Below are 14,015 nucleotides of genomic sequence, written 5' to 3' on the forward strand. Positions count from 1 at the left end.
GCCCCAACCAAGAGCGACACGAGGTGGGCGATGACCGAGACGTGGGGCCTGACCGGGCCGCAGTTCCTGCTCCTGTACTGCCTGGGGCTGGTTGTCTCGATCGTGGTGGCGGTCTGGGCGCGCCGGTCGGTCCGGCGCGCCGAGATGGCCCCCGGTGCGGGGCGGCTCAGCGCGGACGACGTGGCCTACCTCGCAGGCGGCGGGGCCCAGGTGGTCTTCACCGCGGTGGCCAGGATGTTGGAGGCGGGCAGCCTGCGCGCCGCCAGGGGCAGCTGGCTCAGCGTCACCGGTCTGACCGCGCGGCACCCACTGGACCAGGCGATCCTGGCCGAGCTGAACTCCAGGGCGAACCCGGCGGCCACGCTGGGCAGCCTGCGGGCGAAGTTCGAGGATCACCCGCTGGTGGGACAGGTGCGCAACCGGCTGGAGACGCTGGGCCTGGTGGTCTCGCGCAGGCAGCAGTGGCAGGCCAGGTTGCGCGGGGCGGCGGCCCTCGCGGTGCTGTTGCTCATCGGCGTGGTCCGGGTGGCCGACGGGACCGGCAACGGCAGGCCGGTCGGCTACCTGGTCTGGCTGCTGGCGCTGACCGCGGTGCTGGCCCTGATCGCGTTGCTGGCCAAGGTCAACCGGCTCACCCAGGCGGGTGTGCGCACGCTCACCCAGTTCCAGACCACCGTTCGCCGCGAACCGAGGGCGGACAACAACGACCAGCTGGCCCTGCTCGGCGGCGCGGCGATGCTGGTCGCGGTCGGCGGCCTCGCGGCCTTCCCGGACGACGAGGTCAGCAAGGTGCTGGCGCTGCCGGCCTCGGGCGGCGGCTCGGCAGGCGGCTCTTCCTGCTCCGGCAGCAGTTCCTCCTCGTCCTGTTCCTCTTCCAGCAGCAGCGGTGGCAGCAGCTGCGGCGGAGGTGGAGGCGGCGGCTGCGGGGGCTGATCCCGTTACACCACAACGGCACCTGGGGGTGGCGACATGCACGACACGTGGGGCCTGACGGGCCCGGAGTTCCTCGGCCTGTACGCACTGGCGCTGATCGTCACCGTCGCGGTGGCCATCCGCCGCCGCCTGTCCGCGCGCAAGCTCACCGGCGCGCACCCGCGCACCCCTGAGCTGACCGTGGACGAGGCCGCCTACCTCTCCGGCGGCACCCGCCGCCTGGTGGAAGCGGCCCTGGCCCGCCTGGTCGCCACCGGCGCGCTGCGGGTCAGCCGGGGCGTGCGCCCGGCGGCCACCGGCAAGCAGGCGGAGTCCCTGGTCGACGGCCGCGTGCTGACCGCGGTGCGGGACCGCAAACCGGCCGACGGCCTGGAAGCCGCGACCAAACAGCTGAACCGCTCCCCTGAGCTGGGCGAGCTGCGCACGCGCCTGATCCAGGCGAACCTGCTGGTGCACCCGGAACGCGCCCGCACGGCCCAACTGTCCGCCGCCGCCTGCTTCGCACCGGTCGCGCTGGTCGGCGCGCTCCGCCTCGCCGACGGCGTCAGCAACGGCAAACCCGTCGGCTTCCTGGTCGCCCTGCTGACCCTGACCGCCATCCTGACCCTGGCCGCCGCCCTGGTCCCCGGCCCCAAGGCCACCACCCTCGGCCGCCGCGCGCTGGACCGCGCCCGCACCGAGGCCGCGCGCAGGCGCTCGGACAACACCCTGCTCAACACGGCCAGCTCGGTGGTGAGCGCCGAAGTGCTGTTCCTGGTGGCATTCCACGGAATGAGCTCGCACCCCGACTCCGCCATCGCCGCGGGCCTGGCCCCCGACGCCGGCAGCGCGGGCGGCGGCGGCAGCTGCGGCTCCAGCGGCGGAGGCGGCTGCGGCGGTGGAGGCGGCGGGGGGTGCGGCGGATGACCCGGATCCCGCACCTGGGCGTCGGCATCGGCTGGCGCCCGGAGATCGACCTGACCGTGGAACGCCTGCCCCAGGTCGACTTCGTGGAGGTGGTGGCCGAGAACCTGTCCGGCCCCACCCTCCCGGAGTCCCTGGAGATCCTGCGCGCCAGAGGAGTCCCGGTCCTCCCGCACGCGGTGACCCTGTCCCTGGGCGGCGCGGACCCCGTTGTGCCCCAACGAGTCCAGCATCTCGCCACGATCGCCGAACGCCTGGGCGCTCCCCTGGTGAGCGACCACGTGGCCTTCGTCAGGGCAGGCGGCATCGAGGCGGGCCACCTGATGCCCGTCCCGCGCACCAAGGACGCGCTGGATGTGCTGTGCGCCAACGTGAAAGACGCCCAACGCGATCTCCCGGTCCCACTGGCGCTGGAGAACGTGGCCGCCCTGATCGACTGGCCGGACAACGAGCTCACCGAAGCCCAGTTCCTCACCGAACTGGCCGAGCGCACTGACTGTCTCCTGCTGGTGGACGTGGCCAACCTGCACGCCAACAACCTCAACCTGGGCACCGACCCGGAAGAGTTCCTCACCACCCTGCCCCTGGAACGCCTGGCCTACGTGCACGTCGCCGGCGGCACCACCGAACACGGCCTCTACCACGACACCCACGCCCACGCCGTCCCCCAGCGGGTCCTCGACCTGCTCGCCGACCTGTGCGCCCGAGTCAACCCACCCGGCGTCCTCCTGGAGCGCGACGACGCCTACCCCCCGGACGCCGAGCTCGCCGCCGAACTGGCCGCCATCCGCGCAGTGGTCGAGGCCCCCCGATGACCGACCCCCGCACCCGCCTGGCCGCAGCGCAATCCACCCTCCTGCACGCCCTGCTCGCCAACGGCCCGACCCCCACCGGCTTCAACCCCACCCGCCTCCAAGCCCAGTCCCAGGCCCTGCGCGCCAAACGCCGCCGGGTCACCGCCGCCCTGCGCCCCGACCTGCCCGAGCGGCTGGGCGAGCGGTTCCGCGAACTGTTCGACGCGTACGCCGCCGCCCATCCCCGGCGAGAGGGCGTAGGCGCCCGCACGGACGCGAACACCTTCGCCGACTGGCTGACAACAGAAGGCCACCTCCCCAAACCCCGCCGCCGCTGGTGGCCCCGCCCCCGCTGATGGCCGCCCCGCCCCCGCCGCTGAGCCCCCGCTTGACCCCAAAAAGTGTGAGTGGTTTATTACTCACATGGGCGAAACAGGTCGAGTGCTGTCAACCGCGGACGAACGACGAGAGACCGTGCTGCGGACAGCGGTAGGAGCCTTCGCGGCCAAGGGCTACTACGGCACCACCACCACCGAGGTCGCCAAACTCGCAGGCATCTCCCAGGCCTACATCTACCGCCTGTTCCCGAACAAGGAAGCACTGTTCGTCGCCGTCGTCGAACGCTGCTTCAACCAGATCCGGGAAGCCCTGACCCACGGCGCCACCGCGACCCAGGCCAGCGCACCCGAGGTGGTGCTGAGCGCCCTGGGCGCCGCCTACGCCCGCCTGGTCACCGACCGGGACCTGTTGCTGGTGCAGCTGCACGCCCAGGCCGCGGCGGCTTCGGACGAGACCGTGCGCGCGGCGGTGCAAGCCGGGTACGCGCGACTGGTGGAGTACGTGCGCAGCGTGTCCAACGGAACGGACCACCAGGTCCAGCACTTCTTCTCCCGGGGCGCGCTCTGTCACCTGGTGGTGGCGATGGGCGCTGAGGGCGTGGACGCACCGTGGGCGAACACGCTGTCCGAAGGCATCCGCCACTACTGACCAGCCATCTCCACGCCCGCCCCCAAGCCCCCCTTGGCCAGCCGACACTCCTTGACCGATCGACCCTCCCGATCGCCGGACGCCACCGACCGCCCACTCCCCGATCGCCGAACACTGCCGATCGCCCCTCCCGGACCAACCGCACCACCGAACGGTCCGCGCCGCCCACCCAAATCAGTGAGTGATCGACCACTAAATGACCTGCCCGAGTGAGCGATCAACCACTAAGCAGGCCAGATCAGTGAGTGATCGACCACTCATCGCCTCGCGGGACCGATACTGACGCCGACACCGGCACGGGTACCGACACAGGTACCGGCAGGGCGGGACAGGCAGGCAGGGCGGGGGCAGGCAGGGCGGGACAGGCGGACAGGCGGACAGGGCGGGCAGGCAGGCGCGCAGGGCGAGGCAGAGCGGGCAGGCAAGGCGAGGCAAGGGAGGGCAAGGCAGGGCGGGCGAGGCAGAGCGGGCAGGCAAGGCGAGGCAAGGGAGGGCAAGGCAGGGCGGGCGAGGCAGAGCGGGCAGGCAAGGCGAGGCAAGGGAGGGCAAGGCAGGGCGGGCGAGGCGGGACACGGCACGGCACAGCACGACGGCGCAGAGCACGGCACGACAGGGCATGACACGGCATTGGCGCAGGCACAACCAGCGCCAGCACCAGCACCAGCACGCGCACCAACGCGGGCACCGGCCCTGGCCCTGACACCAGCACCAGCACCAGCAACGGAGACCCGGGCCCCATAGAGCATGAGTGATCGACCACTCAATGATTGCCGCCATCGACCGAACCCGCTCAGCAACTAAACCGCATCACTGACAAGCCCACACCAGCGTCCACCAGGCCGACTCCACCCAGTCGGCCTTCATTTCGCCACAAGAGTGAGTGATCAACCACTCACATGGAGCCACCGCGCCAAAGGAGCCCAGCCATGACCACCCCGCCCTACCTGACCGGCCACTACACCCCCACCGCCAACGAACACACCGTCACCCAGCTCACCATCCGCGGCACCCTCCCGCCCGAACTCACCGGCCGCTACTTCCGCAACGGCCACAACCCCAAACCCGGCGACACCCCCACCCACTGGTTCAAAGGCGCCGGCATGGTCCACGGACTCCGGCTCCGGGCCGGGCGAGCCGAGTGGTACCGCAACCGCTGGGTCCGCACCCCTGCCTTCCACGGCGCGCCCTACCAACGGGCCGACGGGTCGGTCGATCTCACCGCGAGTGTCGCGGGCACCCACGTCATCGAGCACGCCGGGCGCATCCTCGCGCTCCAGGAAGCGAACTTGCCGTTTGAGTTGTCGGGGGAGCTGGAGACCTTGGGGGCGTTCGACTTCGGGGGGCGGTTGCGGACGGCGATGACCGCGCATCCCAAGGAGGATCCGGTCAGCGGGGAGTTGCACTTCTTCGGGTACTCGGCCGTTCCGCCGCATCTGACCTACTACGTCGCCAACGCCGACGGGCACATCACGCGGGCGGTGGTGGTGGACGGGGCGGGGCCTTCGCTGATGCACGACTTCGGGCTGACGCGGGGGCATGTGCTCTGGCTGGACCTGCCGGTGGTGTTCGATCCGGCCGAGCGGTCCGGCATTCCCTACCGCTGGAGCGATGACTACCGGCCGCGCATCGGAGTCATGCCGCGGGTGGGTGAGCCCGTGGTCACCTGGTTCGAGGTGGCGCCCTCGGCGCTGCTGCACGTCGCCAACGCCTACGAGGACGCCGACGGACGCATCGTGCTGGACGGGCCGCGCTACGACCGGGCCGCGTGGGAGTCCTCGTGGAAGTGGTGGGTCGGCGCGCCCGGTCATCCCCCGGTGCCGTTGGTCGGTTCGGTCCGGCATCGGTGGATCTTGGATCCGGTGACTGGGGTGGCGAAGGAGGAGCGGGTGGATGATCTGGTGACTGAGTTCCCGACCATCAACGAGGACTTCGCGGGGGCGCCGACGCGGTTCGGGTACGCGGTAGCGATGCCGGGTGCGGGGCTGGAGCAGTACGCGGTGGTCAAGTACGACGATGCCACCGGCGCGCGTCAGGTGCTGCCGCTGGGGCCGGAGCGGATGCCCGGCGAGGCCGTGTTCGTGCCGGCCGCGGGTGGCGGCGCGGAGGATGACGGGTATCTGCTGACCGTGGTCAGCGACCTGCGGCGGGACAACTCCGAGCTGCTGGTGCTCGACGCCCGTGATCTGGGCGCCGAGCCGGTGGCGGTGGTCGAGCTGCCGCACCGGGTGCCCTCGGGGATCCACGGGTCCTGGATCCCGGACCGGGACTGAACGCTCAGGCGGCGGCCAGGGCCCAGCCGGTGACGAACGGGCTGACCCGGCGGGTGGCGATCACCTTCAGGCCGGCCAGGGCCGCCGCCCGCCGCCACTCCTCGCTCGGGTAGAACTGCCAGGCGCCCGGTCCGAAGACCGCCAGGGTCCTGGCATTGCGGTGCTGTTCGATGAGCACCATCCGGCCGTCCGCGCTGAGCAGCCGCCGCGCCTCGGCGAAGAGGGCCTCGCGTTCCCTGGGTTCGCGGAGCTCGTGGGCGGCGAAGACGGCCAGCACCACGTCCACCGAACCGGGCCTACCGGGCAGCGACTCCGGGCGGGCCGGGACCACCCGCACCGTCTCCGGGCGAAGCAGGCTGACCACGGCCCGCCGGTGCGCGATCACGTCCACCACCAGGCCGCGGGCCGGGGCCAGCACACTGCGCAGCGCGGGGACCGACTCGTCGACCCCCGCGGTCACCAGCAGGAAGCGGCGCAGGTGCAGGGGCAGCAGCTCGTGCAGCCAGCGCCAGCGTTGCAGTTCGGCGCCGCGCCGCAGGCTGACCGCGGTGGCCAGCCTGGCCAGGGCGAACCAGGTCGCGCCGGCCAGGGTCGTCCAGGCTCCCGCGGCGGCGACGACGCGAACTGCCTTGCGCATGAGCACTTTCCGGGACTACGGCAGGTTGGCGATCAGGTCGGCGACCGGCATCCGGGTGCCGGTGTAGAACGGGATCTCCTCCCGCACGTGCAGCCGCGCCTCGGTGCCGCGCAGGTGCCGCATCAGGTCGACGATCCGGTGCAGTTCGTCGGCCTCGAAGGCCAGCACCCACTCGTAGTCGCCGAGGGCGAAGGAGGCCACCGTGTTGGCCCGCACGTCCGGGTAGTCGCGGGCTTCCTTGCCGTGGTCGGCCAGCATCTTGCGGCGTTCCTCATCCGGCAGCAGGTACCACTCGTAGGACCGCACGAACGGGTACACGCAGATGTACTTGCGCGGGTCCTCACCGGCCAGGAACGCCGGGATGTGGCTGCGGTTGAACTCCGCGGGCCGGTGCAGCGCCACGTTGCTCCACACCGGGGTCGAGGCGCGGCCGAGCGGGGTGCTGCGGCGGAAGCCGTTGTAGGCCGCCTGCACCTGCTCGATCTCCTCGGCGTGCCACCAGATCATGAAGTCCGCGTCCGCGCGCAGCCCGGCGACGTCGTACACGCCGCGGACGACAACGCCCTTGCCCGCCAACGACTCCAGGTACTCGGAGGTGGCCTGGGCCGCCTGCGCCCGGTCCTCGGGCAGCACGCCCTGCTGGATCCGGAAGACCGACCACATGGTGTACCGGATGGTGTCGTTGAGTTCGTTGTAGTTCAGCCGCGCCATGTCCCCATACTCGCACCAGTCGGGCGACGGGCTACGGCCAGGTGAGTGGCGACACGGGTCGCCGCGGCCTGCCCGGTCGCGATGCACGCCGGAATCCCCACCCCGTGCAGGCTCGCGCCCGCCACCGCCAGCCCCGGCACCTCGCCGACGGCGGCCTCGATCGCGGCCACCGTGGCGGTGTGCCCGACCGCGTACTGCGGCAGCCCGCCGCCCCAGCGCCGCACGACCGCGTCCACCGGCTCGGCCCGCACCCCGGTCAACTCGGCCAGGTCGGCGCGCACCGCGGCGATCAGCTCGGTGTCCTCGCGTTGCAGGGTCTCGGTCTCGCCGAAGCGGCCGACCGAGGCGCGCAGCAGGGTGCCGCGCTCGGCGAAGTGGCCCCACTTGCGGCTGGAGAAGGTGAACGCCTTGGCGGTGAACGGCGTGCCGTCGGCGTGCCGCTCGCCCACCGCCAGCAGCACCCCGGAGGCGGCGGGCAGCTCGGCCCCTTCGGGCAGCGCGAAGGCCACCACGGCCATCGAGGACACCTCGATCCGCGCGTAGGCCGCGGCCGCCGCGGGCACCTCCTCGGCGAGCAGCTTGCGCGCGGCCGGGGCCGGCACGGCCAGCACCACGGCGTCGGCGTCCAGGAACTCCGGACTGGCCGCCGAGCCCAGCTCCAGCCGCCAGCCCTCAGGCGTGCGGCGCAGCCCGCGCACGGTGACGCCGAGCCGCAGCTCCGCGCCGGAGCTCTCGGCCAGCCGCGCCACCAGCTCGGCCATGCCCCCGGCCAGCGCGCCGAACACCGGCGGCCGGGTCTCCCCCGGCTTCAGTCCCGGCCCGAGCACCTTGGCGGCCGCGGCGGTCAGCGAGCCCGCACCCTGTTCCAGCGCGTCGACCAGCGGCGGCATGGTGGCGCGCACGCCGAGCCCGGCCGCGCGGCCCGCGTACACCCCGCCGAGCAGCGGTTCGGCCAGCCGGTCCACCACTTCACTGCCGAAGCGGGCGCCGAGCAGGTCGGCGACCGGCACGTCCCAGTCCGGGCCGTCCGGGCGCAGCGGCGGCAGCTCCGGCTCGGCCATCGCCTTGGCGAAACCCTCCGGGCTGAGCACCTCGCGCAGGACGGCCGGGTCGGCGGGGACCCCGAGGAAGGTGCGCGGCGGCAGTCCCCTGGTCGCCCCGCCCGCGTGGATGGTCGGCGCGGCGCGCAGCGGGTGCCGCAGCTGCTCGCCAAGGCCCAGCTCGGCGACCAGCTCCATGCCCTCGGTGCGACGGGTGACGAAGGCCTCCGCGCCCACGTCCACCGGCGCGCCGGCCAGCTCCTCGGTGCGCAGCTTGCCGCCGAGCCGGTCGGTCTGCTCCAGCACGGTCACCCGGACCTGCTCGCCGAGCAGACCGCGCAGCCGGTGCGCCACGGTGAGCCCGGCGATGCCGCCGCCCACCACCGCGACCCGCTGCGGCGCGGTGGTCATGGCCGCAGCTCGTGCACCAGCTCGACCGCGCGGGTGATCTTCCCGGGGTCGGTCTCGGGCAGCACGCCGTGGCCGAGGTTGAAGATGTGCCCGGCCGCGGCCCTGCCCTCGGCGCCGATCCGGTTGATCTCGCGCGCGAGCACGTCCTCGCCGCTGAAGAGCACGGCCGGATCCAGGTTGCCCTGCACCACCGGGGCAGGCAGGTCTGGCCGGACGCTGGTCAGGCGGCGGACCGCCTCGTCAAGCGGCACCCGCCAGTCCACGCCGACCACGTCGTTGCCCGCCTCGCGCATGGCCACGAGCAACTCGCCGGTGCCCACGCCGAAGTGGGTCCGCGGGATGCCGGTCTCCGCCAGTCCGGCGAAGACCTTGGCCGAGTGCGGCAGCACGAACTCGCGGTAGTCCCGCTCGGAGAGCGCGCCTGCCCAGGAGTCAAACAGCTGCACCGCGTCCACGCCCGCGTTGACCTGCACGGTGAGGAAGTCCAGCGCCATGTCGGCGAGGTGGCCCAGCAGCGCGTGCCAGGTGGCCGGCTCGGAGTGCATGAGCGCCTTGGTGCGCTCGTGGTTGCGGCTGGGGCCGCCCTCGATCAGATAGGAGGCCAGCGTGAACGGCGCGCCGGCGAAGCCGATCAGCGGCGTCTCGCCCAGCTCCTTGGTCAGCAGCCCGATCGCCTCGGCGACCGGCTGGACCTGCTCGGCGGCCAGGCTGGGCAGCTTCTCCACGTCGTGGATCGAGCGCACCGGGTTGGCGACCACGGGGCCGGTGCCGGGCACGATGTCCAGGTCCACCCCGGCCGCGGCCAGCGGCACCACGATGTCGCTGAACAGGATGGCCGCGTCGACCCCGTGCCGCCGGACCGGCTGCATGGTGATCTCGCAGACCAGCTCCGGCATGAAGCAGGAGCGCAGCATCGGAATGCCCTCGCGGACCTTCCGGTACTCCGGCAGGGAGCGGCCGGCCTGGCGCATGAACCACACCGGGGTCCGGCTCGGCGTGCCGCCACGCGCGGCGACCAGCAATGGAGCTTGGGGAAGGTCCCGGCGCGCCGGGACCTGGGCAGCGGTAGTCATCTCGGCTCCCATGTTGCCACGGGTTGCGCAAGGCGTTCGCGCGGCTCCGGCGTGCCTCCCGCCGCACCCGCCCGGCGCGGCCTAGAGTTCGCCAACGTGACCGGGATATCGGGTGAACCCGAGGTGTTCCGGCAGGCTGTTGCCGCGTTGCGGTCGATGCATCCACGACCTGAGGTCGAGCTGGGCGAGGTCCGCGCCCCGCAGCGTCTCGCCCCGTGGAGCTTCGCCCTCAGCGCCGAGGCCAACGGGCCGGCCGGGGAGCTGGCCACGGGCCGGTTGGTGCTGCTGCACGATCCGGACGGGGCCGAAGCCTGGGACGGGGTGCTGCGACTAGTGGCCTACGTCCGGGCCGAACTCGACACCGAGCTTGCCGCCGACCCACTGCTACCCGCGGTCGGCTGGTCGTGGCTGACCGAGGCGCTGGAGCTCTCCGGCGCCGCCTTCACCGCGCTCGGCGGCACGGTCACCCAGACCTCCTCCGCCCGCTTCGGCGACATCTCCGGCCCGAGCAGCACGCACGACCTGGAGCTGCGCGCGTCCTGGACGGCTCGGGACACCGAGCTGGCCGCGCACGCGGAGGCCTTCTGCGAGCTGCTCTCCAGCGCGGCCGGGCTGCCACCGGTGGGCATCGCGATGATCAGCCAGCGCAAGGGCGACTGACTGACCACCGCGACCCCTCGGACGGCTCAGCGGCTCTGGCGGAGTTCCGCGGCGACCTTCTCGGCGGCGTCCAGCACCCGCAGCACGTTGCCGCCGGCCAGCTTGGCCAGGTCCTGCTCGGACCAGCCGCGGTCCATCAGGTCGGCGAACAGCTCCGGGTACCTGGAGACGTCCTCCAGTCCGTCCGGGAGCTCTGCGGTGCCGTCGTAGTCGCCGCCGATGCCGATGTGGTCGATGCCGGCCACCTCGCGCGCGTGTTCCAGGTGTGCGACCACGTCCGCCCTGGTCGCCCGGCGCACCGGGTCCGCGGAGACGAAGGCCGGCACGAAGGTGATCATGCACACGCCACCCTTGGCGGCCATCTCGCGCAGCACCTCGTCCGGCACGTTGCGGACGTGGTCGGTGACCGCCCGGCAGGAGGAGTGGCTGAAGATCACCGGGGCGGCGCTGGTCTCCAGCGCGTGCGCCATGGTGCTCGGCGCGACGTGGGAGAGGTCGACCAGCATGCCGAGCCGGTTCATCTCCCGCACCACCTCGCGGCCGAAGCCGGTCAGCCCACCCGCGGCGGGCTGGTCGGTGGCCGAGTCCGCCCACGGGGTGTTGTCGTTGTGGGTGAGGGTCAGGTAGCGGACCCCGAGGCGGAACAGCGCGCGCAGCGCACCGAGGGACTCCCCGATGCAGTGGCCGCCCTCGGCGCCGAGCAGGGAGGCGATCCGGCCGTCGGCGAAGGCGGACTCCACCTCGGCCGCCGATCGAGCGAGCCGGAGCTGTTCGGGGTACCGTTCAACCAGCTCGTGAACCAGCTCGACCTGTTCCAGCACCGCCGTCACCGCGCGATGCTCGAGAAGGTGGCTCGGCACGTAGACCGACCAGAACTGAGCGCCCACGCCACCGTGGCGCAGCCGGACGAGGTCGGTGTGCAGACCGGGTTGCTCGACGGTCAGCTCGATCGCAGCCACCTCCCCGCCCGTTTTGTCCCGGATCGCCCACGGCAGATCGTTGTGCCCGTCGACGAGCGGAACCCGCCGGAGAAGCTCGCGCGAACGGCCTAACGACCCCTCGGTCGGCATAGTGCAAATCCTTCATGTCGTTTGTGTACGGCTCGGCGTTAACCACCATCCGAGGGACCGCCCGATCGTGTGATCAGACCACGTCAAAGTGACAACCCGATCGGGACAGATACCCAATTGATCGTCCCACTGACCCGCTTGGGCGGCTACGCTCCTCCCGACGACACCACTTTCGGTCGATCGGTGGCGCGGCCGATCGGTCGAAAGTCCCGGTGCCGGTCGGGGGGCACGACCGACTCCAGGGAGGTAGTGACGTGGCTGCCGTCGGCTTAGGACAGGCCGTTCGAACCACGCCAGCCGGCACTTTGCCGGCGAACATGGTCCCGCACCCGCGGGAAGAGCTGTTTTCGGTGCTGGTGGTCGATGACCACCCATTGCTGAGGGAGGCCATTGCGGCGCGACTGATGCAGATGGGAGCCGGCACGGTGCATGAGGCCGCATCGGTGGCCGAGGCGAGGGCGCGTGCCCTGGCCACGGGGCCGTGCGACCTCGCGATACTGGATCTCGGGCTTCCGGATGGAAGCGGCATTGACCTGGTCACGGAACTCCGTGCACAGGGCTGGCCGCGCATCGTGGTCCTGGCATCCTCCGATGACCCGTACGCGGTGCGTGCGGCCTTCCAGGCAGGCGCTCAGGCCTACCTGCTGAAGTCCGCGTCGCCGATGGTGGTCACCGACGGGGTGCGCAGGGTCCTCGAGGGCGGGGTCTACGCCGATCCGTCCGTGGCTCCGGTGCTGGCTGCCGGAACCAGGGTGCCCGGAACGGACAACACGCCGAGGGAACTCTCCGCGCGAGAGGTCGAAGTGCTGCAGCTGGTAGCCGACGGCCGCTCGAACAAGGAGATCGGCGAAGCACTGAACCTGTCCGCGCTCACGGTGAAGTCTCACCTGTCGCGGATAGGGCGCAAGCTGGGAACCGGGGACCGGGCTCAGATGGTGGCGCTGGCCATGCGTGCCGGCGTTATCCGCTGACTCCTCAGCCGAGGGGGTCCGAAAGTCGCGGTCGGGTGCGTTGCAGAGCGCGGACACGCCCGGCACACGAAGTTCGGACCCCGTGACGACCGGGGTGTGGTTGGCCGGTACGGAAAGATCGGAAAGCGTTGGATCAGCCTCTGACCAGCAATTTCCGGTCGGCGCGCCGTGCCGGTCAGCCTACTTCAGTGGATCTCGACTGTCTGAGCGCACCGTTGACGCATAGGGTCACGGCCGTGGATGTAGGCCGAACCGCTGTCAACGACTCGGGTGAGCAACCAGAACTCACGTTGCTCACCACCCCCTCCGGTGGCGTGCCGCTCGTCATCGACACCGTCGATGGCGTACGGCGGGCCGCCGCGATGCTGGCCGCCGGCACGGGGCCCTTCGCGGTGGACACCGAACGCGCTTCCGGATACCGGTACTCGCAGCGGGCCTACCTGGTGCAGATCCGCCGCGAGGGCGCGGGCACGGTGCTGATCGACCCGGTCGCGGTCAACGGCCGGGTGGAAGCGCTGGCCGAGGTGCTCAACCCCGCTGAGTGGGTGCTGCACGCCGCCAGCCAGGACCTGCCGTGCCTGCACGAGCTGGGCCTGCGCCCGGAGGTCCTGTTCGACACCGAACTGGCCGGCAGGCTGGTCGGCTTCGAGCGGGTCGCGCTGGGCGCGCTGGTGGAACGCCAGCTGGGCTTCCGGCTGGAGAAGGGCCACGGCGCCGCCGACTGGTCCCGCAGGCCGCTGCCCGCCGACTGGCTGGCCTACGCCGCACTGGACGTGGAGCTCCTGCTGGAGCTGCGCGCCTCCCTGGAGGCCGAGCTCATCGCCCAGGACAAGCTGGCCTGGGCGCTGGAGGAGTTCGAGGCGGTCCGCACCGCCCCGCCACCGGCCCCACGCGCCGAACCCTGGCGCCGTACCTCCGGCATCCACCGCCTGCGCAGCCCGCGCCAGTACGCCGCGGTCCGCTCACTCTGGCAGGCCCGCAACACCATCGCCCAGCAGCGCGACATCGCGCCGGGCCGGGTGCTGCCGGACTCCGCCATCGTCGAGGCCGCCCTGCACGACCCCACCGGCCACGCCGAACTGCTCTCCCTGCCGGTCTTCCGCGGCCGCGCCCAGCGCCGGATGGCCGATGTCTGGTCAGGCGCCCTGCGCGAGGCCCGCGAGCTCCCCAAGTCCGACCTGCCGGACCCCTCCCCGCAACACGACGGCCCCCCGCCGCCCAACCGCTGGGCCGAGCGCGACCCGGCCGCCGCGGCCCGCCTGAGCGCCGCCCGCGGCGCGCTGACCGCGCTGGCCGAGCGGTTGAAGATGCCGGTGGAGAACCTGGCCCAGCCGGACCTGGTGCGCCGGCTGTGCTGGCAGCCGCCCGCGGAGATCGAGGTGGCCTCGGTGAGCGCGGCGCTGGCCGCGGGTGGGGCGCGGAACTGGCAGATCGAGCAGGTGGCCGAGCTGCTGACCACGGCGCTGAAGGCGCAGCCGAAGGCGACGGAGAAGCCGGCGGAGAAGGACTGAGGCGGTGGTGGGGGCGGGCCGCCGTCCCCATCGCAAGCCTGGGC

General features: G+C 72.2%; 14 protein-coding genes. 9 read left to right on the forward strand and 5 right to left on the reverse strand.

The genetic code is table 11. From position 1 onward, the window contains the following. The first annotated feature begins 30 nt into the window (after positions 1-30). The 6 genes from M8C13_RS03865 (at position 31) to M8C13_RS03890 (ending at position 5,887) form a co-directional block, all read left to right on the forward strand. Positions 31-933 carry a TIGR04222 domain-containing membrane protein gene (locus tag M8C13_RS03865; RefSeq protein WP_252479047.1) on the forward strand — a complete coding sequence of 301 codons (903 nt, stop codon included), beginning with the start codon at positions 31-33 and terminating at the stop codon, positions 931-933. Between the two features lie 36 nt (positions 934-969). Next, positions 970-1,839 carry a TIGR04222 domain-containing membrane protein gene (locus tag M8C13_RS03870; protein WP_252479048.1) on the forward strand — a complete coding sequence of 290 codons (870 nt, stop codon included), beginning with the start codon at positions 970-972 and terminating at the stop codon, positions 1,837-1,839. Continuing rightward, positions 1,836-2,651 (forward strand): DUF692 domain-containing protein, encoded by an 816-nt coding sequence (locus M8C13_RS03875; protein ID WP_252479049.1) that lies wholly within the window; start codon positions 1,836-1,838, stop codon positions 2,649-2,651. Before M8C13_RS03870 ends, M8C13_RS03875 begins: the two co-directional genes overlap by 4 nt. Further along, positions 2,648-2,986, forward strand: coding sequence for a hypothetical protein (locus M8C13_RS03880; RefSeq protein WP_252479050.1), 339 nt, complete (start codon positions 2,648-2,650; stop codon positions 2,984-2,986). Before M8C13_RS03875 ends, M8C13_RS03880 begins: the two co-directional genes overlap by 4 nt. Positions 2,987-3,104: 118 nt before the next feature. Then, on the forward strand, positions 3,105-3,617 hold the full coding sequence (locus M8C13_RS03885) for a TetR/AcrR family transcriptional regulator (RefSeq protein WP_252479051.1): 513 nt from the start codon (positions 3,105-3,107) through the stop codon (positions 3,615-3,617). 926 nt (positions 3,618-4,543) lie between these two features. Further along, on the forward strand, positions 4,544-5,887 hold the full coding sequence (locus tag M8C13_RS03890; RefSeq protein WP_252479052.1) for a carotenoid oxygenase family protein: 1,344 nt from the start codon (positions 4,544-4,546) through the stop codon (positions 5,885-5,887). A gap of 4 nt (positions 5,888-5,891) precedes the next feature. On the opposite strand, the gene M8C13_RS03895 is transcribed toward M8C13_RS03890, so the two are convergent. Genes M8C13_RS03895 through hemE form a run of 4 tightly spaced genes read right to left on the reverse strand, consistent with a single transcriptional unit; the run spans position 5,892 to position 9,759 of the window. Then, on the reverse strand, positions 5,892-6,524 hold the full coding sequence (locus M8C13_RS03895; RefSeq protein WP_252479053.1) for a class I SAM-dependent methyltransferase: 633 nt from the start codon (positions 6,522-6,524) through the stop codon (positions 5,892-5,894). Positions 6,525-6,539: 15 nt separating this feature from the next. Then, positions 6,540-7,235 (reverse strand): hydrogen peroxide-dependent heme synthase, encoded by a 696-nt coding sequence (hemQ, locus tag M8C13_RS03900; protein ID WP_252479054.1) that lies wholly within the window; start codon positions 7,233-7,235, stop codon positions 6,540-6,542. After that, positions 7,223-8,686, reverse strand: coding sequence for a protoporphyrinogen oxidase (hemG, locus tag M8C13_RS03905; RefSeq protein ID WP_252479055.1), 1,464 nt, complete (start codon positions 8,684-8,686; stop codon positions 7,223-7,225). Before hemG ends, hemQ begins: the two co-directional genes overlap by 13 nt. After that, complete coding sequence (gene hemE, locus M8C13_RS03910) at positions 8,683-9,759, reverse strand: uroporphyrinogen decarboxylase (protein ID WP_252479056.1); 1,077 nt, start codon at positions 9,757-9,759, stop codon at positions 8,683-8,685. The genes hemG and hemE overlap by 4 nt, the downstream gene beginning before the upstream one ends. A 96-nt stretch (positions 9,760-9,855) precedes the next feature. Here hemE and M8C13_RS03915 point away from each other — a divergent pair, with 96 nt between their 5' ends. Beyond that, positions 9,856-10,419: a DUF3000 domain-containing protein gene (locus M8C13_RS03915; RefSeq protein WP_247758574.1), complete on the forward strand. Its 564-nt coding sequence runs from the start codon at positions 9,856-9,858 to the stop codon at positions 10,417-10,419. Positions 10,420-10,445: 26 nt separating this feature from the next. On the opposite strand, the gene M8C13_RS03920 is transcribed toward M8C13_RS03915, so the two are convergent. Continuing rightward, positions 10,446-11,489 (reverse strand): dipeptidase, encoded by a 1,044-nt coding sequence (locus tag M8C13_RS03920; protein ID WP_252479057.1) that lies wholly within the window; start codon positions 11,487-11,489, stop codon positions 10,446-10,448. Positions 11,490-11,806: 317 nt separating this feature from the next. Between M8C13_RS03920 and M8C13_RS03925 the strand changes: the two genes are divergently transcribed. After that, the gene (locus tag M8C13_RS03925) at positions 11,807-12,460 is read left to right on the forward strand and encodes a response regulator transcription factor (RefSeq protein ID WP_221490790.1); all 654 of its coding nucleotides are present in this window, start codon (positions 11,807-11,809) and stop codon (positions 12,458-12,460) included. Between the two features lie 236 nt (positions 12,461-12,696). Beyond that, a complete protein-coding gene (locus M8C13_RS03930) occupies positions 12,697-13,971 on the forward strand; it encodes a ribonuclease D (protein ID WP_252479058.1) in 1,275 nt (424 codons plus the stop codon). The last annotated feature ends 44 nt before the right edge of the window (positions 13,972-14,015 follow it).

Source organism: Crossiella sp. SN42 (assembly GCF_023897065.1).
Classification (GTDB): Bacteria; Actinomycetota; Actinomycetes; order Mycobacteriales; family Pseudonocardiaceae; genus Crossiella.